We start from the raw sequence: 19,730 nt of genomic DNA on the forward strand, positions 1-19,730 counted from the left end.
TTTCCGTACTGTCTCCAGCATGGGGAATTCTCATCCGCCGGAGCGCCGGACCCGCGTCGACCTGATCGTGACGGCGGTGATCGTCGTCCTGGTCGTCGTGGGCGCTCTGGTGGTGTGGGCGATGAGTGACGCCCGGCAGACCGACCTGCAGACCGCTGCGACGGCGCCGCCCACTCCGGCGGCCGCCGAGGAGAGTCCCCGTGCCCTGACACCCGTGTGGACGGCGCGGTCGGCCGCGACGAAGATCCCGCAGCTGACAGCCGCATCGGTGATCACCGCCGACGGCGGGACCGTCACCGCACACGATCCCGCAACCGGAGCGTCCCGCTGGTCGTACAGCCGCGCCGACGACCTGTGCGCGGCGCTCGCGGCATGGCCGGGCGGCGCGGACAAGGTTCTCGCCGTCTATCGGAACAGTCGCGGGTGCAGCGAGGTGACCGGTCTCCGCGGCGACACCGGCCTTCGGTCCGGCAGCCGCACCAGTGACGCCGATGACGACGTCACACTCTCGTACGACGGCGACTACGTCGTCTCGGCAGGCGGCACTCGCCTGGAGACGTGGGGGACCAATCTCGTCCGCGGCATCGAGTACGGCCGATCGGCGCTCGTGAACCCTGGCAAGACCCCCGGCCGGACCAACTGTCACCTCTACTCCGCGGTGCCCGGAGGAAGCCGTGTCGGCATCGTCGAACGCTGCGACGGCGACCTCGGCTACCGGTTGACCGTCATCGGCACCGATCAGGACTCCGATGAGCGGATCATCCAGTGGGGCACCACGATGCTGACGTCCACGTCGCACGGCCCGGCGCCCGCGATCATCGGCGGCAGCAACCAGGCGTTCGCCGTATACGACGGCGGCGTGGACGACACCGGGGAGGCGACACGGCCGTCCGGCCCCCGGATCCGCGTGTACTCGCCGCAGGCCGAACCCGTGTCGGCGCACTCCGTCGCCGGTGACGTCGCATTGCCCACGTCGACCGCTCCCATCGTCGACTCCGGCGTGATCACCGTCTGGACGGGAACGGGCACCGTTGTCCTCGACGGCACGTCGACCGTCCCGATGTACCAGATCCCGGGCACGGTCGGCCCGGGATCGGTGATGGCGGGCGAGCTGTTGCTCCCCATGCCCGGGCGGATCAGCGTCCGCCAACTGTCGGACGGCCGCGAAGTCCGGACGATCAGGGTCGACCGCGGCGGCTACGACACAGACGGCACGCATCCCGTCGCCGTCCGAGTCCTCGGACGGTGGGTGGTCGAACAGCGCGGCCCGGTCATCGCCGCCCTCTCGTAGCGGCTATTCGCTGATCTCGTACGTCGCGATGTCCGCGCCGTTCCAGTATGCCCGCAGATTGTCGGCGAGCTCGCGGTATGCGGTGGCGCCCTTGTTCTTGCGTCCGCGCATTACCGACGCACCGGACGCCGAGGCCTCCGCGAAACGCACAGTGCGCGGGATCGGCGGGTTCAGGACCGGCATGTCGTACCGGTCCGACACGTCGGCCAAGACGTCACGGCTGTGTGTGGTTCGCGCGTCGAACAGTGTCGCCACGGTCCCGAGCATCGTCAGGTTCGGGTTGGTGATCTGCTGCACCTCGGTGACGGTGCGCAGGAGCTGCCCCACTCCGCGGTGAGCGAGGGTCTCGCACTGCAGAGGAACCACGACTTCGTCGGCCGCGGTGAGTCCGTTGAGAGTCAGGACGCCGAGCGACGGCGGGCAGTCGACGAGGATCACGTCATAGTCCTGCGCCACTTCGGCGAGCGCTCGCTTGAGTGCGTACTCACGGCCCGGACGCATCAGGAGCAGCGCTTCCGCACCCGCGAGGTCGATCGTCGCGGGCAGCAGGGTCACGCCGTCGTCGGTGTCGAGGAGGACGTCTGCGATGTCCTCGGCGCCGATCAGCACGTCGTGGACCGACTTCGAGATCTGATCCGGGTCGTGTCCGAGGGAGAAGGTGAGGCAGCCCTGGGGGTCGAGATCGACGACGAGGACCGAGACGTCCTGGTCGGCGAGCGCTGCCCCGACCGACGCTGTGGTCGTGGTCTTCGCCACGCCGCCCTTCTGGTTCGCGATGGCGAGAGTGCGCGTCATGGCCCCAACCATACGTTCACCCGGTTACACAAGGGGCATCGCGTGGCACGGCCCACATCGGGCCTCTACTCCTCGGCGTCCGGCGGCAGCGATTCGGCGTTGAGCCACTGCAACGACGGCGGCGAGAACAGCAGGCCGAGCACACCGAGCGCGACTATTCCGACGGGAGCGCCGATTGATGGCAGGTTACTGCTCGTCAGCAGGGCGTACGCGACGGGGAGCAGAAGGATCTGCGCCATCACACCGATCGCGCGACCCCACCGCTTGCCGAGGCTCAAGCCGATCCCGCCCGCCATCACGGCGCCGCCGATCACGGTGAACCACACAGCGGTGCCGTACCCGCTGATCGACTCCTCGTGGTGGCCGGTGGCTTCGCGGACCACGTAGACCACGGCGACGATGAGGCCGAGGAGACCCTCTGCTGCGATGGCCCATCCGGCCCAGCGCAGCGTCGACGGAACGACGGCGGACTCGGGCGTGGGATCGGTACTGCTCACATACTCAAGAGTAGGTCGGACTCCCGCCGATTGGGACACCGGCCCCGCAGCCGATATCGTGTGGAGCCGTGCGTGTCATGCTGATCACCAACCCGTATGCGACCTTCACCACCGCTGAGGGTCGCGATGCGCTGGCGAACACGCTCGACTCCCGGTTCAGCGTCGACGTCGAACGCACCACGCACCGAGGCCACGCGGGCGAGCTGGGCGCGATGGCCGTCCGCGAGGGCTACGACGCCGTGGTGGTGCACGGCGGCGACGGTTCGGTCAACGAGGTCGCCAACGGCATCCTGGGCGCGCCGGACGCCGACACTCCTGACTCCGCGTCGCTGCCCGCGCTCGGCGTGGTCCCCGGCGGCAGCGCGAACGTCTTCGCGCGGGCCCTCGGAGTCAGCCGGGACCCGCTGGCCGCGACCGCACAGTTGATGACCCTTCTCGACTCCGGTGCCCGCAGGCCGATCAGCCTCGGCCACACACTCAACCGCTGGTTCCTGTTCAACGCGGGAATGGGCATGGACGCGATCGTCGTGCGGCGGATGGAAGAACTGCGGCACAAGGGTCGGCGCGCGACGGCCGGCCGCTATCTGCGGACCACTGTCGGCTCGTTCTTCCGTCCCTCGGTGACACCTCCGTCGTTCACGGTCGAAGTTCCCGACCATGAACCGGTCGAGGGGGTGCGGTTCGGTTTCGTCAGCAACACCGGGCCCTGGACGTACCTGGGCACCCGCGCCATCCGGACGAACCCCGGCACCGACTTCGAACACGGGTTGGGCATCTTCGCAGCAACATCCGTGTCAGTCCCCCGCAACATCGTGCTGGGTTCCAAACTTCTCCGCGGTGTGGAACCGACCGCCAAGCACGTGTTCCGCGACGACGACGTCGAGTGGGTCCGATTCCGCAGCGACAAGCCGGCCGATGTCCAGATGGACGGCGACTACCTGGGTGAATACACCTCACTCGACTTCGGTCACCGTCGGCATGTGCTCGACGTGGTGGCGCCTCCGCTTGGCTCGTAACCCACTAGTTACCCGCCGGTAGACATACGTTGGCCACGATGCCAACCCCTTGTGACGTATCCGGCATTCGCTGGCGACCTATAGCCAAACGTCGGTGCACAGTAGTACAACAGATAGTGACCGCAACGACCGGCCCCCAGTTCTGCGCGCCGCCCCGCTCAGACATCGAGGAGGATTCCTCGTTGCAGCCCACACAATACGAACTGACGTGATTTCGTGTGCCCTGCGCACAGCGATGCATTTTTGAAGGAGTTTTGTCATGGATTGGCGTCACAAGGCCATCTGTCGCGATGAGGATCCCGAGCTGTTCTTCCCGGTCGGCACCAGCGGACCGGCCATTGCTCAGGTTGCAGACGCGAAGCTCGTCTGCCAGCGCTGCCCGGTGACCGCCGACTGCCTGTCCTGGGCACTTGAGACCGGCCAGGACGCAGGCGTCTGGGGTGGCATGAGCGAAGACGAGCGTCGCGCGCTCAAGCGCCGCAACGCGCGCACCCGCGCCCGCAGCGCCGTCTGACCTGCAGCACGTCGAAGAAGACCCCGACCGGATTCTCCGGTCGGGGTCTTTGTCATTGCGGGGGCGTGTCAGTGCAAGGGGATGGTCAGGTCGACACGTGTGCCCGTTCCGTCCGGCGACGGACCGATTCGGATCTGTCCGCCGAGGTCGTTCGAGACGAGAGTCCGCACGATCTGCAGTCCGAGGCGGTCGGACTTCTCGAGGTCGAAGCCGTCCGGCAGCCCCTGACCGTTGTCGGTGATGTGCACGGCCAACGACCGCACGTCACGCTCCGCGTCGATCACGATCCGCGCGCCCTTCTGTCCCGTCGCGAAACCGTGTTCGATCGAGTTCTGCAACACTTCGGTGAGCACCATGACGAGGGGCATCGCCAGGTCGGCCGCGAGGACGCCCAAGCGGCTCACTCGCGTCACGACGACGCGCGACCCACCGCCGTCCGGTAGCGCGACATCGACGATCGACGTGCCGACCCTGTCGACGATCGCGTCGACGTCCACTTCTTCGTCGACGCTGCCCGACAGCATCTCGTGCACGAGAGCGATCGACCCGACCCGGCGCACGGCTTCTTCGAGCGCCTTGGACGTCTCTGGATTGTTTGAGCGACGCGCTTGCAGGCGCAGCAGCGCCGACACCGACTGGAGGTTGTTCTTGACGCGATGGTGGATCTCGCGGATCGTCGCGTCCTTGCTGATCAACGCCAGGTCACGCCGTTTCACCTCGGTGACGTCGCGGATCAGCAGCACGGCGCCCTGCGAACGACCGCGTGACCGGAGGGGCACGGCCCGGACCAGGACCGTGGCCCGCCGTGCGTCGAACTCCATGCGGAGTCCGCGGACAGGGACGTCGGAGTCGTCCGCGGCGCCCGCGGCCATCGCGAGCATCGCCGCGGCGTCGGTCGACTCGAACGGGTCGTTGAGAAGCCGTCGAAACAGGTCAGCCAGGACCACTCCGGACAGATCCGTCGTCCACCCCATGCGGTGGACCGCCGACAGCGCATTCGGACTGGCGTACTCGACGACACCCGCGGGCCCGAGCCGGACGAAGCCGTCTCCGGCGCGCGGTGTCGACAGGCCCATCGTGTTGGCCTCGTCGAGTGGGAACGTCCCCTCCACGACCATCTCGCAAAGTGCCTGCGCAGCGTCGCGGTAAGCAGCCTCCAGGGGCGACGGCGGGCGCGTCTCGGACGCCTCGACCGCCCTGCCGAGAACCGCGATGACCCGGCCCTCGAACGTCACCGGAATCGCCACCCGGGTCACGAGAAGGTTCCCGTAGCGGGTGGCGAGGCCCTCCTGCATGATGCGGCCGGTCGCGAACGCCGGATGGATCAGCGGGTTGGCGCCCTGTGCGCTCTCGGTGTCCTCCACCGGGTGTCCGACCTCGTCGTGCTGGAACACCGTCGACGCCGTGTTGGGTCGCACCTGCGCGACGTACACGAATTCGCCTTCGTCGCCGCGGACGGCCAACAGGTAGTCGGCGAAGGAGAGGTCGGCGAGCAACTGCCATTCGGCGACCAGGCGCTGCAGATGTGCGGCGGCCTCGTCGGACAGCGTCGTGTGCTCGGCGAGCAGTTCGGTGAGAGTCGCCACGGGGACGGGTCAGTCGCGGTAGGAGGCGATGACGTCGCCTGCCTGGATCACGTCACCGACCTTGACCTGCACCGAGTCGATGGTCCCCGGGTCCTCGGCCACGACCGGGATCTCCATCTTCATCGACTCGAGGAGCACCAGGGTGTCGCCGGTCGCGACTTCGGCTCCCGCGTCCACGGAGACTTCGAGCACGGTGGCGACGATTTCAGCGACGACGTCTTCAGGCATGGTCCGATCGTACGTCGCGAGTGCGCACGATTAACACACCGGGCTGTGGACGTGAAACAATGGCCGACGCACGTGAATCAGGAGAAGGAGGTCCGTCATGGGTAAGCGCGGACGTAAGAAGCGCAGCCGCAAGAAGAACGCAGCCAACCACGGCAAGCGTCCCAACGCCTGAGCGATTTCAGCTCACGCGTCACCACGCGGAAACGGCCCGGCCCTCATCGAGGACCGGGCCGTTCGCTGTCTGGATCGTTATCCGGGAGTCTGCCGGATGGTCACCGACGTGCGGATCTCCATCCGGAGGCGTTCGCGGAGACCTTCGGGAGCGGAGTCGCCGCCACATTTGCGGCTGACGAGCGCCTTCAGCTGACGCTGCACGCCGAAATGCTCGAAGCACGACGGGCAGCCGTCCAAATGCCCCTGCAAGCGCTCCCGCGCCCCTGCGTCGCACTCGTTGTCCAACAGCAGCCAGATGTCTGCGACGACGGCGGAGCAGTCGAGGTTCTCGAACTGCTCGTCACGATCGGAAATGCCTGCGTTCATCGGACTACCTCGTCGGTGCGGCCGATGCCACGCTCGTGCGCGACGTCGGCGAGAAGGTCGCGCAGCTGGCGACGACCACGGTGGAGTCGGGACATCACGGTTCCGATGGGAGTGTCCATGATCTCGGCGATCTCCTTGTAGGGCAGGCCCTCCACGTCCGCGTAGTACACGGCCATCCGGAAGTCCTCGGGCAGTTGGGCCAGGGCGTCTTTGATCTCCTGATCGGGAAGGGCGTCTAGCGCCTCGATCTCCGCGGAGCGAAGTCCCGTCGACGTGTGCTCGGCCGTGGCGGCGAGTTGCCAGTCGGTGATCTCCTCGGTCGGGTACTGCGCGGGCTGCCGCTGCTTCTTCCGATACGAGTTGATGTACGTGTTGGTGAGGATGCGGTACATCCACGCCTTCAAGTTCGTGCCTTCGCGGAACGACGCGAACGCGGAGAACGCCTTCACGAACGTCTCCTGCACGAGATCCTCGGCATCGGCCGGATTACGGGTCATCCGCAGGGCGCCGCCGTACAACTGATCGAGCAGCGGAAGCGCGTCACGTTCGAACCGCTCGGTGAGCTCGGCCTGCGTCTGGTCGCGCTCGCTCTCTTCAGCCACGGGGTTCCCTTCACTCGACGCTTGTTCGGACGAGTCTACCGGCCACCCGATCAACATCTTCGGTTCCAGGGCTGTCACGGTCGCTGTCGTCACCGGGTCCCTCACCTCCTGGTCGTTCTCCGTCGTGATTTCGACGGCTGCGGGATGTGCAACGCCTCGCGACCGCTACTTGTTCCGTGCCAGCATGGACGGCATGTGCGGACGCTATGCGGTGACAACCGATCCGGCGAAGTTGGCGGCGGAACTCGACGCGCGGAACGAGGTGGTCCCCGAATCCTTCGCTCCGGCGAACTACAACGTCGCCCCGACGACCACGGTGATGACGGTCGTCGACCGCCACGAACACGGAAGTCCCGACGACGACCCGGCTCGACGGGTCCGGGCGATGCGGTGGGGCCTGGTGCCGTCGTGGACGAAGGAGTTGGGCAAGGGGCCGCTGTTGTTCAACGCGCGCGCCGAGTCGCTCTCGGAGAAGCCCGCGTTCCGCAACTCCCTCAAGGGCAAGCGCTGCCTGGTCCCGATGGACGGCTGGTACGAGTGGAAAGCGGGGCCGGTCGGCGCGAACGGCAAGCCGACGAAGGTCCCCTACTTCATGTCGCCCGACGACAACACCCGACTGTTCATGGGCGGTCTGTGGGCGGCGTGGCGGCCTGCCGAGGCACGGGCCGCCGGAGACGACTCCGCGTGGGTGTCCAGCACCACCATCGTCACGACGGACGCCGTGGGCCCGTTGACCGACGTGCACCATCGGATGCCGCTGATCATGCCGATCGAGTATTGGGACGCGTGGCTCGACCCCGACTCCCCCGCCGACCCGGCCCTGTTGGCGCCGCCCGCGCTCGAACTCGTGGAGCGGATCGCGATCCGGCAGGTGTCACCGCTGGTCAACCGGGTGTCGAACAACGGTCCCGAGTTGCTGGACGAAGTTCGCGACATGGGATGATTCCCCTATGAGCGCGACACGTCCTGGACTGCTGCAGAAGATCGGTTACCTGCTGGGACGCCCGCTGCCCACCTCGATGCGCGAGTGGGTGCGCAACGATCTCACCGGGCCCGGCCACGTGCGCCGGTACATCGTCCGCGGGCTGATCCCTCTGATTCCACTGCTCGTCGGATTCTGGTTCATCCCCGGCCCGCTCCTGCTTCGCGGCGGAATGATGCTCCTGATCCTGATCCCGTTCGTGTACTTCCAGATCGCGCTGATCCGCGTCTACCGCCGTCATCTCCTCATCAACAACGGGTTGGACGCCTCGCTTGTCGACGCAGTCCAGATCCAGCGCGCCGACGCCGTCGCAGACGACTACCGCCAACGTTTCGGTCGCTGAGCGACGGCACGCCGTAGTCAGGCGTACGTGTAGTCGTCGAGCGGGAAGTTCTCCATCTCGCGCAGGGTCGACAGCGTCGCCTGGGGGCGGAGCAGGGTCGCTTCGCCGTGTTGGTTGAAGTAGTAACTCCTCGACGACGCGCAGTCGCCTGCGTAGAACACCGAGTCGCCGAGTCTTTCGGTCGACTTGTCGAGGTAGGCGGAGTTCGCCTGCTCGGTGACCTCGAAACGGTCCGCGCCGCGCTTCCGCAGCTCCCCGAACAGTCGGGCGATGTGTCGCATCTGGCCCTCGATGGTCGTGAAGTACGAGAGGCCGCTGTAGGAGTACGGGCTGTTCAAGGTGAGGAAATTGGGGAACTTCGGGACGGCCACACCTTCGTACGCCTGGAACCGGCCGTCGCGCCACCACTTCCCGAGGTCCCGACCGTCTCGCCCGATCACCTGGAAGGCGGGGAAGTTCACGTCCCACAGGTTGAAGCCCGTCGCGAGGACCAGCGTGTCGACCGGGATCTTCTTCTCGCCCTCGACGACGATCCCGTCGGCCTCCACTCGGACGATCGACGACGTCTCGAGGTCGACGTCCGGTTGGTTGAACACCGGGAAGTACGTGTTGCTGAACGTCGGGCGTTTGCACCCGAAGTCGTAGGCGGGGGTGAGCTGTCGGCGGGTGTTCGCGTCACGCACCTGCGCACGCATGTGCGCTTTGGCGAGCAGAGCAGCGAGCCGATTTCCAGGCTTGGCCTGGCGGTAATGGAGCACGCCGACGACCATCAGCAACTCGAGCATCGACGTGTTGATCGCTCGGGCCGCCCTCTGCGTCGCCGGCACTGCGCCGAAGAGTCGACGGATCGGAGCCGGGATCGGGAAGTCGACTTTCGGCACCACCCAGATCGGGGTTCGCTGGAACACCGTCAAGTGACGAGCCGACTTCGCGATCTCAGGGATCAACTGGACCGCGGTGGCGCCGGTTCCGATCACCGCGGCACGTCTGCCCGCGAAGTCGTAGCCGTCCTGCCATGCGGTCGTGTGGATGACGTCGCCTGCGAACGACTCGATGCCGGGGAAGTCAGGGGTGTACGGCTGTGACAGGAATCCGGTGGCCGTCACCAGGAACTGCGCTGTTCGGCTGGCACCGTCCGTGGTGTGAACCGTCCAGAACCCGGCGTCGTCCCACTCGGCCCGTTCGACGGTGACACCGAACTCCATGTGCCGGCGGAGATCGTAGGTGTCGGCGACGTGCTCGGCGTACTTCTTGAGTTCAGCGCCGGGCGCAAACAGCCTGGTCCAGTTCGGATTCGGTTCGAATGAATACGAGTAGGTGACCGAGGCGATGTCGACTGCCAGTCCCGGGTAGTGATTCACGTGCCAGGTCCCGCCGAGGTCGTCTTCACGCTCGAGGATCGCCAGATCGGAGATCCCCTGCCGCTTCAGTTCGATCCCGGCCCCGATGCCGCCGAATCCGGCGCCGACGATGATCGCTTGGTGATCGAGTGCCAGGTCATTCATCACAGCTCCCCAGTTGTCCGTAACCCGTCGTCACAGGCTAACCGGGTTCGACCCGAAACCCAATACCCTCCTGCGTCAGCGAATCGCGACCGTGTACTCGGTCCAGGGTGCATCGTATTCAGCGGCGTCGTCACGGAATCCGAATGCGACGATGTCGGCCTCAAGCGGAACTTCGAATGCGTAGTAGACCTCGGCACTCAGACCCGGCTGCAGGTCATCGGGAAGCTCGTCGGAGAGGTTTCTACTGAAGTTCTCGCGCATCAACCCGTTGTCTTCGACAACCGAGAATTCGCGCCCGCGGTCATCAGTCAGTCGCGCGTCGATCACGTAGAGCGGACTCATCGGCTTCTGACCATTGTTGGCGACTTTCAGAGCGACGAGAACGAATCGAGTGCCAGCGCGGGGCTTTTTCGCGACGAAGTCCGAGTCGTAGAAGTCGATCGTTGCCGGCGACATGACGCGATTCAGTGTGACGCCCGCGGAACCGTTTGTGGCCGCCTCACCCATCTGCTTTCGATCGGCCGACGGAACCGTCGACTCCTCCGTCGACGGACTGGAGTCGGAGTTCGTGTGCGTCGATGTCGTCGCAGCGACGACCGTCTCGTCGGAGCGGCCCTTGCCGATCGAGTATCCGATCAGACCTGCGCCTGCCGCGGTTCCGGCGACCACGACAATGGACAAGAGCAGAAGCACGCTCCGTCGGATGGCGACAGTCGGCGGCCCCGGAGGAGCGACCGGCGGCTGAAAGTACGGATTCGGGTAAGTCATGCCGAGACATTATCGGACGGGTACGACAAACCTCCTATCCGCCGAAGATCACCCCGGGGTTCATCGTGTCCCGCGGATCGAGGGCGCCCTTGATCGCCCGCATCGCGGCGATGTCGACGGCGTCGCGGCCGAGGCCGATCGAGGCCGCCTTCGCGCGGCCGATACCGTGTTCGGCGCTGATGCTGCCGCCGAGCTCAACGACGATCCCCAACACGCAGTCGGCAGCAGTCTGACGATTCCCAGCAGGGACGTCGAGCAGATTGACGTGGATGTTGCCGTCGCCGATGTGACCGAACTGGACCGCCCGGACTCCCGATCGTCCGGCGAATTCGTCGACCCTGCTGATGAGTTGATGCACATCGCCCATCGGCACCGAGACGTCGAGTTTCACCGGAGCTGTGGTCGACGAACGCGCGATGGTCTCGGTGTGCGATTCGCGCACTCGCCACAGGTCGCTCGCCGGTCCGGCGTCGACGACGGCGTCGAGCACGTCGTCGCCCGCCCTCGCGAGTGATTCGGACAGTTCCTCGACTCCTCCGACGATCTCCAGGAGCAGCGTCGCACCGGCGTCGATCTGCGTCCGGACACCGGTGCCGGCTACAAGATCGACTCCGGTTCGGGTCATGATCTCGGCGGCCTCAACAGTGTGGCCGAACCGTTGGACGGCGACCAGCACGCGCCGTGCCGCGTCGACGTCTGCGGCGCCGACCAGCGCGACCGCAGTCCGGTAGGTGCGCTGGACAAGCCGCAGGAGCACCCGGGTGACGACGGCGAGTGTGCCTTCGCTGCCCGCGATCAGTCCGGGCAGATGGTATCCGACGTTGTCTTTGCGCAGCGGCCGCCACCGAGTGACCACGTCACCGGACGGGAGCACCGCTTCGAGCCCGAGGACCTGGGACCGCATGTCGCCGTATCGAATCATGCGGATGCCGCCGGCGTTCGTGGCGACCATGCCGCCGATGGTCGCGGAGTCGCGGGCCGCAAGGTCGACGCCGAACATCAGGCCGAGTTCGGGGCTCGTAGTGGTGGCGGTGTGCACCGCGGCCAAGGTCGCACCGGCCCCCGCCGCAATGCATTGCCCCGAGCCGTCGGGCATTCCGATGGTGTCGAGCCTGCGCAGCGACAGCAGCACCCACGGTCGTGAGTCGTTCGGTGGCGGCGTCGATCCGCCGACGAGACCGGTGTTTCCGCCCTGCGGGGTCACCTTCACATCGTGTGCGGTGCACAAACCGAGCACGGCCGCCACTTCTGCCGTGTCGGCGGGACGGACCACCACCGCGTCGCCGTGCCACTCTCCCGTCCAGTCGGTCAGATACGGTGCCGCGACATCGGACTCCGTGAGGACGTGGGTGTCGCCGACGATCGCGCGCAGGGCACGCACGATCTGGGCGTTCGGTACAGCCACGACCTACGGATGCAGGATGTACTTGCCGCGGGGATGCCTGCCGGCAAGCGCGTCGAACGAATCGGCCGCATCGTCGAACGTGGACGTCCCCGCGACCTCGATCACGATCCGACCGTCGGCGGCAGCGGCGAGCAACGGTTGGACCGCGTCGCGGCGATGCCGCTTGCTCGCGTCGGTGGAACCGTCGAGGATCGTGATGCCGTCCCCCGCCCGACCCCAGGCGGCGATGCTCGCGATCCGCCCCGGTTCGACCAGTTCCAGCGAGACGTCGATCGCGTCATCGACCCCCACCGTGTCGATCACAGCGGTCACCGGGGTCGTCGCGGCTGATCGGACGGCGTCCAGCAGCACCGAGTGATGGTCGACTGGCGTCGCGCCGAGGGCACGGACAGCCTCGTGATTCGCCGGGGACGCCGTCGCGATGACGGCGGCCCCGCGGCTGACGGCGAGTACCACCGCGATCGATCCGACCGCGCCTGCGCCGCCGTGCACAAGAACCGTGTCGGTCTCGGTGATGTCGAGGGTCTCGACGAGGTCGTATGCCGTGACTCCGGCGAGGAGCAGCCCTGCTGCCTGGTCGAAGTCGACGGTGTCGGGCAGTGTGTGCACCGACGCCGCGGGTGCGACGACGGTCTCGGCGAACGCGCCGGACACCGGGTAGACGACCACACGATCGCCTACCGCCGGCCCGGTGCCCGCCGCGGCCTCCCGGACCACCCCGGAGCATTCGTTTCCGATCTGCAAGGGCAGCTTCGCCGGGTCCTCTCCCATGACGCCCTGGACGCTCTTCACGTCGAACGGGTTGAGCCCCGCGGCGCGGACGTCGACGGTCACCGTGCCGACAGACGCGGTCGGCAGTTCGACATCGACGACGGTGAGGACTTCACGGGGTGCGCCGAATGCTGTCGCAACGAGTTTCCGAGTCATGCGGCCCATCGTAGGCCGCGAGTCAGCCCTTCGACTTGAACAGCGAGTAGGCGCCGACGGCTGCGAGGGCGAACAGTCCGATCCAGAACGCCGCGTGCAGAATCGGCCCGATCAGCGACACCGCGACGATGATCGCGATGACGATGGCCACGATCTTCCAGATCGAGACGCCGGTGGACGATGTGTTGTCAGTGAATGTGCTCATGCCTTCACGGTGCCACCGCCAGAGACGGAAAGCACCAGTCCAGAGCCGATCCCAGGGAGAAGATCCGGGTGTTCACCCATCCGGGAATACTCGGACCGCGCGACCGCATTGAACATGTCATGGCAGACAACACCATTCCGTCCATCACCCTCAACAACGGCGTCGACATCCCGCAGCTCGGATTCGGCACGTACCAGATTCCCCCGCGCGAGACGAAGGGCGCGGTCTTGACCGCCCTGGAGGCCGGCTACCGCCACATCGACACCGCGCAGATGTACGGCAACGAGCGTGAGGTCGGCGAGGCGGTCCGCGAGTCGGGCCTGTCGCGGTCGGACGTGTTCGTCACCAGCAAGCTGAACAACAACGCCCATGATCCGGCTGTCGCTGTGGACGCCGTGGCCCGCTCGACCGACGAGCTCGGCCTGGGTCCGATCGACCTGTACCTCGTCCACTGGCCGCTGCCCGAGGTCGGCGACTTCGTCGACACGTGGCGCGCTCTCGAAGGCCAGTACCGGTCGGGCGCCCTCCGCACGATCGGTGTCTCGAACTTTCAGCAGGGGCACCTCGAGCGACTGCTCGCGAACACCGAAGTGGTCCCCGCGGTGAACCAGATCGAGGTGCATCCCTACTTCCAGCAGGCCCCGCTGCGCGCATTCAACCGCGACCACGGCATCGTCACCGAGGCGTGGGCGCCCATCGGCCAGGGCGCCGTCCTCGACGACCCCGTGCTCGCCGAGATCGCGGGACAGGTGGCGCGCACCGTCGCACAGGTGACACTGCGGTGGCACATTCAGCGTGGCGACGTGATCTTCCCGAAGTCGTCGTCGCCAGCCCGGGCCGCCGAGAACAGCGCTCTGTTCGACTTCGAGTTGTCGGACGAGCAGGTCGCCCGGATCGACGCACTCGACGCCGACCGCAGGCTGGGCCCGGATCCCGACACCTTCAATTGGGTTCCGGCCTGATCGTCGCTCCCGGCGTGCGGTGCATACGATGACCGCATGCGCTTCTCCCGCCGAGCCGAGGCAGTCACGCCGTTCTACGCCATGGAGTTCGGCAAGCACGCCGCCGAGTTGGAGGCGACCGGCGTCCACGTCGTGAAGTTGAACATCGGCGAGCCGGACTTCGGTGCGCCACCCGCGTTCTTGGAAGCGATTCGTGGCCTCACCGACGGCCGTCCGCTCGCCTACACCGGCGCGCTCGGCCTTCCGGAACTGCGTGAACGCATCGCACAGTTCAGCGGCGCGCAGTTCGGTGCACCGATCGACGCCCGTCGTGTGGTGGTCACGACGGGCGCGTCGGCAGCGCTGCTGCTGTCGTGCGCGGCGCTCATCGACCCGGGCGACGAAGTACTGGTGGGCGATCCGTCATACCCGTGCAACCGACGCTTTGCGGAGAGCTTCGGCGCGGACGTCCGCCTGCTCGGCACCGGACCGTCGTCCCGCTTCCAGCTCAGGCCGGATGACGTCGCAGATGCGTGGTCGGAGCGCACACGCGGCGTGATGATCGCGTCGCCGTCCAATCCGACGGGCACATCGCTCGCGTACGACGACCTGCTCGATCTCTGCCGCGGCGCCGAGGACCGGGACGGGTGGCGGATCGTCGACGAGATCTACCTCGGCCTCGCCGACGGCGAGCGGCGGAGCGTCGCCGCCGACGATCCCGGCGCGATCGTGATCAACAGCTTCTCGAAGTACTTCGGGATGACGGGTTGGCGACTCGGTTGGGCGGTGCTGCCGGAGGAGATGATCCCAGTGGCCGAACGCCTCGCGCAGAATTACTACATCTGTCCGCCGACACCATCGCAGATGGCGGCGCTGACCTGCTTCGATCCGCAGACCATCGCCGAGGCGGAGGCACGTCGGAACACCTTGCACGGCCGACGAAACCTGGTCCTCGACGGTCTTCGGCGCATCGGTTTAGACGTTCCGGTTCCCCCGGACGGCGCGTTCTACGTGTACGTCGATGTCAGTCCAACCGGCCTGACTGCTTCGGAGTTCTGCGAGCGGGCGCTCGCTTCGGCTCACGTCGCTCTGACCCCTGGCAAGGATTTCGGCGACATCGGCGCCGAACGGTACGTCCGCCTGTCCTACGCCACCGCCGAGTCCGACCTCCGCATCGGCCTCGAGCGCCTCGGGGAGTTCGTATCTGGACTGCCTGCCGCCGAGTGAGCTCGGTGCACTCACGCCGGTTCTCAAGTATCAGCCTCGTCATCGATGATCGAGGGAAGATTGCCCTCGGCTATCGATGACGAGGCTGACTTTTGAACCACCTCAACGATTCTCGATCAGCCTGTCGACGAAGTCCGATTGTGCGGCGTTGAGCTTCACGCGTGCTTCCGTCGCGGAGAACCATCCCGCCCGATCCACCTCCGGAAACGTCTGCATGCGGCCCGATTTCGGCGGCCATGCCATCTCGAAGACGTTGCTGACGATCGCGTCTGAGTCCAGATCGCCTTCGACCGCGAATCCATGCACGACCTTGCCGCTGCGAAGTCGGACCCCGCCGAGGTCGACGGTCTCGCCCTCGGGAGCGATATGCCCGGTCTCCTCAGCGAACTCGCGACGAGCGGCGCTGAGCAAGTCCTCGCCGGGCTCCACCAGGCCCTTCGGTATCGACCACGCGCCGTCGTCCTTGCGTGCGAAGAACGGTCCGCCGGGGTGCACGAGCAGCACTTCCAACTCGTGCGCACCGGTGCGATACATCAGGATTCCGGCACTCACCTCAGGCATCGTCGCCCTCCCTTTCCAGAACCCGAAGCACGGTCTCGCTCCAGGCGATGTTCTCCCGCTCGAACGACAGCCCGCGCAACAGAGTCAGGTACGGTCCCGCCACTCGCTCGTCCGCATACAGGGCGGCGTCGGACCGTCCGGCCCGATACTTCGCTTCGAGGCGTTCGTAGTGCGCCAGCTTTCGCCGCGAGGCGTCCAGTCGATCACGAACGGCGGTGCAGACGGCGACACGGTCGGCGGCGGCGACACTCTGCACCATCACCATCATCTCGTCGCGGATCGCCACCGGCTTGGCACCGTCGCGTGCGTTGGCCTCGAGTTCGGCCAGGCCCGCATCGGTGATCGTGAGCATGCGCTTGTCGGGCCTGCGCTCCTGGACGACAACCCGCGCAGACACAAGCCCGGCAGCCTCCATGCCGTCGAGTTCGCGGTAGATCTGCTGCGGCGACGCCACCCAGAACGTCGCACGTTCTGGAGTGAACTCCTTGGCGAGGTCGTAGCCCGACGACTCCCCCACGGTCAGAAGAGTCGCCAGCAACGCGTGCCGAAGTGCCATGCAACCAGATTAGTCAACAAATTGACGGCTGATCCCTGGACAGGCCGACAGCCGCAAGCCCATACTCGAACGGAGAAGGTAATCAATTTTTTGACTAAGGAGCACCCATGCGCGAGTTCCGCGAAGCCGTCGACGCCCGCGACCACGAGGCGATCGACCGACTCCTCGCCGACGACGTCGTCTTCACCAGCCCGGTCGCGTTCAAGCCGTACCACGGACGTCACATCACCGCCGCCATCCTGCGCGGAGTGATCCGGGTGATGGGCGACGGCTTCCACTACGTCCGCGAGTACAGCAGCGCCGACGGCCGCGATCACGCTTTGATGTTCGAGACGACAATCGACGGAAAAGCCCTTACCGGCACCGACTTCATACACGTGAACGACGACGGCAAGATCGACGACTTCATGGTGATGGTCCGCCCACTCACCGCGGCGCAGGCCCTCGCAGAGGCCATGGGCGCCCAGTTCGAACGCATCGGTCAGGAAGCCGCAGAGGCGGCCGCTCGCCCGTCTACCGTGGACACATGGAGGTCTTGACCAGCCGCATTCTGCTGACTTCATCCGATCCCGCTGCCCTCACGGACTTCTACCGCGACCGGCTCGGGCTCGCGATCGCCCGCGAATACCCGGGCGGCGTCGTGTTCCACGCCGGGACCAGCCACATCGAGATCCCCGCGCACATGCCACCGGGGCAGTCCGGCGGCGACACCCTGTGGCTGCAGGTCCGGGACATCCGGTCCGAACGCGACCGTCTCGCGGCCGACGGAGTGCCGATCGGCTCCGAGCCGGAGACCAAACCCTGGGGGCTGGTGGAGATGTCGATCTCCGACCCGGATGGGCGGACGATCATCATCGTTGAGATCCCCGCCGATCATCCGCTGCGCCGCGACCAGAGGCCTCCCGCGCAGACGTGAAAGACTGGACCTCATGAGCAACTGGCTGTCGCCTTATGTCACAGGATCGGTCGACGCGGTCGTCGACCTGCCCGGATCGAAGTCGATCACCAACCGCGCTCTGATCTTGGCGGCGCTCGCCGACGGCCCGTCGCGCGTCACGGGCACGCTGCGCAGCCGCGACACCGACCTGATGCTCGCAGGCCTGGCCGCACTCGGCACCGGGATCACCGCCGACCCGGCGGACCCGACCAGCGTCGAGGTGACACCAGCACCGCTGCACGGAGGCTCGGTCGACTGCGGCCTCGCAGGGACAGTGATGCGATTCCTGCCGGTCGCGGCAGCTCTCGCCACCGGCGACGCCGCGTTCGACGGTGACGAGCAGGCTCGGACCCGCCCGCTGCACACGGTTCTCGACGCCCTTCGCGACCTGGGCGTCTCGATAGACGGCGACTCGCTGCCGTTCACCGTCCACGGCACCGGCGCGGTGACAGGCGGTCCAGTCACGATCGACGCGTCGGCGTCGTCGCAGTTCGTGTCGGCGCTGCTGCTGTCCGCCGCACGCTTCACAGATGGAGTGCAGATCACGCACTCCGGTGCGCCGGTGCCGTCCATGCCGCACATCGACATGACAGTCGACATGCTCCGCACCGCAGGCGTGCACGTGGAAGCCACCGCCGACAACACGTCGTGGACGGTCTACCCCGGTTCGATCTCGGCCGTCGACTGGGCTATCGAACCCGACCTCTCCAACGCCGCCGCGTTCCTCGCCGCCGCTGCTGCAACCGGCGGACGTGTCAGCGTCCCCCGCTGGCCGTCCACCACCACCCAACCGGGAGCGGAGATCGTCGGCATCCTCGAGCGGATGGGCGCCGTCGCGTCGCGCGGCGACGACGGCCTGCTCACCGTGACCGGCCCCGATGTCCTGTCGCCGATCGACGCGGACCTGCGGGATGTCGGCGAACTGACACCGACGATCGCAGCACTCACCGCACTGGCGCACGGCACGTCGACGCTCCGCGGCATCGCGCACCTGCGCGGCCACGAGACCGACCGGCTCGCGGCCCTCACCATGGAGATCAACAGGCTCGGCGGCGACTGCCGGGAGACCGACGACGGACTCGTGATCACCGGCGTCCCGCTCCGTGCGGGCGTGTGGCAGACATACGCGGACCATCGAATGGCGACGGCGGGATCCCTGCTCGGGCTGCGGGTTCCGGGAGTCGAGATCAACAACGTCGGCACCACCGCAAAAACCCTGCCCGACTTCGTGTCGATGTGGGAGACGATGGCCGGGACTGCCTCTTGAGTCGGGGCGCCAAGAACAAGAGCGCTCAGGCGTACGACGAGTCGGATGTCCGCATCCGACCCGGCAAGGGCACTCGACCACGCACCAAGACACGACCCGCACACGCCGACGCCCAGACCGCGATGGTCGTGTCCGTCGACCGGGGACGGTGGGGGTGTGTGCTCGACGACGATCCAGATCGCCGGGTAGTGACCATGCGTGCCAGGGAACTCGGCCGGACCCCGATAGTCGTCGGCGACCGGGTCGGCGTGGTCGGCGACCTGTCCGGCAGACCCGACACCCTCGCCAGGATCGTCCGCGTCGAGGACCGACGAACCGTCCTCCGGCGGACCGCGGACGACACCGACCCGTACGAACGGATCGTCGTCGGCAACGCAGACCAACTGCTGATCGTCACCGCACTCGCCGATCCGCCCCCGCGGACCGGATTCGTCGAACGCGCGCTCGCAGCGGCGTACGCCGGTGGACTGTCGCCGGTCCTCTGCCTCACCAAGTCGGATCTCGCAGCGCCCGCCGAGTTCTCGGCGCACTTCGCCGATCTCGATCTCCCCGTCATCGTCGCCGGCCGCGACGATCCGCTCGACGAGTTGTGGGAGACGCTCGACCACAAACTCACCGCCCTGATCGGGCACTCCGGTGTGGGCAAGTCGACGCTCGTCAACCGCCTCGTGCCGGACGCCGATCGTGCGACCGGCGTCGTGTCCGGAGTCGGAAAGGGCAGGCACACGTCGACGCAGTCCGTCGCGCTTGCACTCCCCGGCGGTCGCGGGTGGGTGGTCGACACCCCCGGCATCCGTTCATTCGGCCTCGCCCACGTGACGCCGGATCAGATCATCGACGCTTTCGACGATCTCCGCGATGCGACAGACGACTGTCCCCGCGGATGCACCCACCTCGGTCCGCCCGCCGATCCGGAATGTGCACTCGACGCTCTCGAAGGCGCGTCGTATCGCCGTGCCATGGCAGTGCGTGAACTCCTCGCATCAGTCAGTGCGACCGGCCCGGCCGACGAGCCGCCGGTCGACGCTGCCCCCTGA

The 19,730-nt window shown here is 66.9% G+C and carries 25 protein-coding genes; 12 read left to right on the forward strand and 13 right to left on the reverse strand.

Going from position 1 to position 19,730, the window contains the following annotated elements; all coding sequences use genetic code 11:
• Window positions 1–19 precede the first annotated feature (19 nt).
• Window positions 20–1,291 carry an Rv3212 family protein gene (locus tag GM1_RS00830; RefSeq protein ID WP_008375851.1) on the forward strand — a complete coding sequence of 424 codons (1,272 nt, stop codon included), beginning with the start codon at window positions 20–22 and terminating at the stop codon, window positions 1,289–1,291.
• A gap of 3 nt (window positions 1,292–1,294) precedes the next feature.
• Here the strand turns inward: GM1_RS00830 and GM1_RS00835 are convergent, their stop codons facing one another.
• Together GM1_RS00835 and GM1_RS00840 are read right to left on the reverse strand one after the other, a co-directional pair.
• Entirely contained in the window at window positions 1,295–2,086 is a 792-nt protein-coding gene (locus tag GM1_RS00835; protein WP_008375852.1) for a ParA family protein, read from the reverse strand.
• Between the two features lie 65 nt (window positions 2,087–2,151).
• Window positions 2,152–2,583, reverse strand: coding sequence for a hypothetical protein (locus tag GM1_RS00840; protein ID WP_008375853.1), 432 nt, complete (start codon window positions 2,581–2,583; stop codon window positions 2,152–2,154).
• A gap of 68 nt (window positions 2,584–2,651) precedes the next feature.
• Between GM1_RS00840 and GM1_RS00845 the strand changes: the two genes are divergently transcribed.
• A complete protein-coding gene (locus GM1_RS00845; protein ID WP_008375854.1) occupies window positions 2,652–3,599 on the forward strand; it encodes a diacylglycerol/lipid kinase family protein in 948 nt (315 codons plus the stop codon).
• Between the two features lie 259 nt (window positions 3,600–3,858).
• A complete protein-coding gene (locus tag GM1_RS00850; RefSeq protein WP_008375855.1) occupies window positions 3,859–4,113 on the forward strand; it encodes a WhiB family transcriptional regulator in 255 nt (84 codons plus the stop codon).
• A 68-nt stretch (window positions 4,114–4,181) separates the two neighbouring features.
• Here GM1_RS00850 and GM1_RS00855 read toward each other — a convergent pair whose 3' ends face one another.
• Together GM1_RS00855 and GM1_RS00860 are read right to left on the reverse strand one after the other, a co-directional pair.
• Entirely contained in the window at window positions 4,182–5,699 is a 1,518-nt protein-coding gene (locus tag GM1_RS00855; RefSeq protein WP_008375856.1) for a sensor histidine kinase, read from the reverse strand.
• 9 nt (window positions 5,700–5,708) lie between these two features.
• Window positions 5,709–5,927, reverse strand: a complete 219-nt coding sequence (locus tag GM1_RS00860) for a biotin/lipoyl-binding carrier protein (RefSeq protein ID WP_008375858.1) — start codon at window positions 5,925–5,927, stop codon at window positions 5,709–5,711.
• Between the two features lie 97 nt (window positions 5,928–6,024).
• Here GM1_RS00860 and GM1_RS23240 point away from each other — a divergent pair, with 97 nt between their 5' ends.
• On the forward strand, window positions 6,025–6,099 hold the full coding sequence (locus GM1_RS23240; protein WP_371865352.1) for a 50S ribosomal protein bL37: 75 nt from the start codon (window positions 6,025–6,027) through the stop codon (window positions 6,097–6,099).
• A gap of 77 nt (window positions 6,100–6,176) precedes the next feature.
• On the opposite strand, the gene rsrA is transcribed toward GM1_RS23240, so the two are convergent.
• Window positions 6,177–6,467 carry a mycothiol system anti-sigma-R factor gene (gene rsrA, locus GM1_RS00865; protein ID WP_008375860.1) on the reverse strand — a complete coding sequence of 97 codons (291 nt, stop codon included), beginning with the start codon at window positions 6,465–6,467 and terminating at the stop codon, window positions 6,177–6,179.
• A complete protein-coding gene (locus GM1_RS00870; protein WP_052005271.1) occupies window positions 6,464–7,126 on the reverse strand; it encodes a sigma-70 family RNA polymerase sigma factor in 663 nt (220 codons plus the stop codon). Before GM1_RS00870 ends, rsrA begins: the two co-directional genes overlap by 4 nt.
• A 136-nt stretch (window positions 7,127–7,262) precedes the next feature.
• Between GM1_RS00870 and GM1_RS00875 the strand changes: the two genes are divergently transcribed.
• Together GM1_RS00875 and GM1_RS00880 are read left to right on the forward strand one after the other, a co-directional pair.
• Window positions 7,263–8,012, forward strand: a complete 750-nt coding sequence (locus GM1_RS00875) for an SOS response-associated peptidase (RefSeq protein ID WP_040519221.1) — start codon at window positions 7,263–7,265, stop codon at window positions 8,010–8,012.
• A 7-nt stretch (window positions 8,013–8,019) separates the two neighbouring features.
• Window positions 8,020–8,394 (forward strand): DUF5313 family protein, encoded by a 375-nt coding sequence (locus tag GM1_RS00880; RefSeq protein ID WP_008375863.1) that lies wholly within the window; start codon window positions 8,020–8,022, stop codon window positions 8,392–8,394.
• Between the two features lie 17 nt (window positions 8,395–8,411).
• Here the strand turns inward: GM1_RS00880 and GM1_RS00885 are convergent, their stop codons facing one another.
• The 5 genes from GM1_RS00885 to GM1_RS00905 form a co-directional block, all read right to left on the reverse strand.
• A complete protein-coding gene (locus GM1_RS00885; protein ID WP_008375864.1) occupies window positions 8,412–9,899 on the reverse strand; it encodes a flavin-containing monooxygenase in 1,488 nt (495 codons plus the stop codon).
• A 75-nt stretch (window positions 9,900–9,974) separates the two neighbouring features.
• The gene (locus GM1_RS00890) at window positions 9,975–10,667 is read right to left on the reverse strand and encodes a DUF4352 domain-containing protein (protein ID WP_008375865.1); all 693 of its coding nucleotides are present in this window, start codon (window positions 10,665–10,667) and stop codon (window positions 9,975–9,977) included.
• Between the two features lie 34 nt (window positions 10,668–10,701).
• A complete protein-coding gene (locus GM1_RS00895) occupies window positions 10,702–12,072 on the reverse strand; it encodes an FAD-binding oxidoreductase (RefSeq protein ID WP_008375866.1) in 1,371 nt (456 codons plus the stop codon).
• 3 nt (window positions 12,073–12,075) lie between these two features.
• Window positions 12,076–12,999 (reverse strand): quinone oxidoreductase family protein, encoded by a 924-nt coding sequence (locus tag GM1_RS00900; protein ID WP_040519261.1) that lies wholly within the window; start codon window positions 12,997–12,999, stop codon window positions 12,076–12,078.
• A 22-nt stretch (window positions 13,000–13,021) separates the two neighbouring features.
• The gene (locus GM1_RS00905) at window positions 13,022–13,204 is read right to left on the reverse strand and encodes a hypothetical protein (protein WP_008375868.1); all 183 of its coding nucleotides are present in this window, start codon (window positions 13,202–13,204) and stop codon (window positions 13,022–13,024) included.
• Window positions 13,205–13,323: 119 nt separating this feature from the next.
• Between GM1_RS00905 and GM1_RS00910 the strand changes: the two genes are divergently transcribed.
• Both GM1_RS00910 and GM1_RS00915 read left to right on the forward strand, forming a co-directional pair.
• Window positions 13,324–14,166, forward strand: coding sequence for an aldo/keto reductase (locus tag GM1_RS00910; RefSeq protein ID WP_040519222.1), 843 nt, complete (start codon window positions 13,324–13,326; stop codon window positions 14,164–14,166).
• Between the two features lie 36 nt (window positions 14,167–14,202).
• A complete protein-coding gene (locus GM1_RS00915; RefSeq protein WP_008375870.1) occupies window positions 14,203–15,372 on the forward strand; it encodes an aminotransferase class I/II-fold pyridoxal phosphate-dependent enzyme in 1,170 nt (389 codons plus the stop codon).
• 102 nt (window positions 15,373–15,474) lie between these two features.
• Here GM1_RS00915 and GM1_RS00920 read toward each other — a convergent pair whose 3' ends face one another.
• Together GM1_RS00920 and GM1_RS00925 are read right to left on the reverse strand one after the other, a co-directional pair.
• Window positions 15,475–15,933, reverse strand: a complete 459-nt coding sequence (locus GM1_RS00920; protein ID WP_008375871.1) for an NUDIX hydrolase — start codon at window positions 15,931–15,933, stop codon at window positions 15,475–15,477.
• Window positions 15,926–16,489: a PadR family transcriptional regulator gene (locus GM1_RS00925; protein WP_008375872.1), complete on the reverse strand. Its 564-nt coding sequence runs from the start codon at window positions 16,487–16,489 to the stop codon at window positions 15,926–15,928. Before GM1_RS00925 ends, GM1_RS00920 begins: the two co-directional genes overlap by 8 nt.
• A 107-nt stretch (window positions 16,490–16,596) precedes the next feature.
• On the opposite strand from GM1_RS00925, the gene GM1_RS00930 reads away from it, so the two are divergent.
• Genes GM1_RS00930 through rsgA form a run of 4 tightly spaced genes read left to right on the forward strand, consistent with a single transcriptional unit; the run spans window position 16,597 to window position 19,730 of the window.
• A complete protein-coding gene (locus tag GM1_RS00930) occupies window positions 16,597–17,028 on the forward strand; it encodes a nuclear transport factor 2 family protein (protein WP_008375873.1) in 432 nt (143 codons plus the stop codon).
• Entirely contained in the window at window positions 17,016–17,405 is a 390-nt protein-coding gene (locus GM1_RS00935; RefSeq protein ID WP_008375874.1) for a VOC family protein, read from the forward strand. Before GM1_RS00930 ends, GM1_RS00935 begins: the two co-directional genes overlap by 13 nt.
• A gap of 13 nt (window positions 17,406–17,418) precedes the next feature.
• The gene (gene aroA, locus GM1_RS00940) at window positions 17,419–18,693 is read left to right on the forward strand and encodes a 3-phosphoshikimate 1-carboxyvinyltransferase (protein ID WP_008375876.1); all 1,275 of its coding nucleotides are present in this window, start codon (window positions 17,419–17,421) and stop codon (window positions 18,691–18,693) included.
• Entirely contained in the window at window positions 18,690–19,730 is a 1,041-nt protein-coding gene (gene rsgA / locus GM1_RS00945; protein WP_008375877.1) for a ribosome small subunit-dependent GTPase A, read from the forward strand. The genes aroA and rsgA overlap by 4 nt, the downstream gene beginning before the upstream one ends.

Source organism: Gordonia malaquae NBRC 108250 (genome assembly GCF_000344135.1).
Classification (GTDB): domain Bacteria; phylum Actinomycetota; class Actinomycetes; order Mycobacteriales; family Mycobacteriaceae; genus Gordonia; species Gordonia malaquae.

Coding starts and splice junctions, on each gene's coding strand:
- GM1_RS00830 (WP_008375851.1), top strand. CDS start 20: ATGGGGAATTCTCATCCGCCGGAGCGCCGGACCCGCGTCGACCTGATC.
- GM1_RS00835 (WP_008375852.1), bottom strand. CDS start 2,086: ATGACGCGCACTCTCGCCATCGCGAACCAGAAGGGCGGCGTGGCGAAG.
- GM1_RS00850 (WP_008375855.1), top strand. CDS start 3,859: ATGGATTGGCGTCACAAGGCCATCTGTCGCGATGAGGATCCCGAGCTG.
- GM1_RS00860 (WP_008375858.1), bottom strand. CDS start 5,927: ATGCCTGAAGACGTCGTCGCTGAAATCGTCGCCACCGTGCTCGAAGTC.
- rsrA (WP_008375860.1), bottom strand. CDS start 6,467: ATGAACGCAGGCATTTCCGATCGTGACGAGCAGTTCGAGAACCTCGAC.
- GM1_RS00870 (WP_052005271.1), bottom strand. CDS start 7,126: ATGTTGATCGGGTGGCCGGTAGACTCGTCCGAACAAGCGTCGAGTGAA.
- GM1_RS00875 (WP_040519221.1), top strand. CDS start 7,263: ATGTGCGGACGCTATGCGGTGACAACCGATCCGGCGAAGTTGGCGGCG.
- GM1_RS00880 (WP_008375863.1), top strand. CDS start 8,020: ATGAGCGCGACACGTCCTGGACTGCTGCAGAAGATCGGTTACCTGCTG.
- GM1_RS00885 (WP_008375864.1), bottom strand. CDS start 9,899: ATGAATGACCTGGCACTCGATCACCAAGCGATCATCGTCGGCGCCGGA.
- GM1_RS00890 (WP_008375865.1), bottom strand. CDS start 10,667: ATGACTTACCCGAATCCGTACTTTCAGCCGCCGGTCGCTCCTCCGGGG.
- GM1_RS00900 (WP_040519261.1), bottom strand. CDS start 12,999: ATGACTCGGAAACTCGTTGCGACAGCATTCGGCGCACCCCGTGAAGTC.
- GM1_RS00905 (WP_008375868.1), bottom strand. CDS start 13,204: ATGAGCACATTCACTGACAACACATCGTCCACCGGCGTCTCGATCTGG.
- GM1_RS00910 (WP_040519222.1), top strand. CDS start 13,324: ATGGCAGACAACACCATTCCGTCCATCACCCTCAACAACGGCGTCGAC.
- GM1_RS00915 (WP_008375870.1), top strand. CDS start 14,203: ATGCGCTTCTCCCGCCGAGCCGAGGCAGTCACGCCGTTCTACGCCATG.
- GM1_RS00920 (WP_008375871.1), bottom strand. CDS start 15,933: ATGCCTGAGGTGAGTGCCGGAATCCTGATGTATCGCACCGGTGCGCAC.
- GM1_RS00925 (WP_008375872.1), bottom strand. CDS start 16,489: ATGGCACTTCGGCACGCGTTGCTGGCGACTCTTCTGACCGTGGGGGAG.
- GM1_RS00930 (WP_008375873.1), top strand. CDS start 16,597: ATGCGCGAGTTCCGCGAAGCCGTCGACGCCCGCGACCACGAGGCGATC.
- GM1_RS00935 (WP_008375874.1), top strand. CDS start 17,016: ATGGAGGTCTTGACCAGCCGCATTCTGCTGACTTCATCCGATCCCGCT.
- aroA (WP_008375876.1), top strand. CDS start 17,419: ATGAGCAACTGGCTGTCGCCTTATGTCACAGGATCGGTCGACGCGGTC.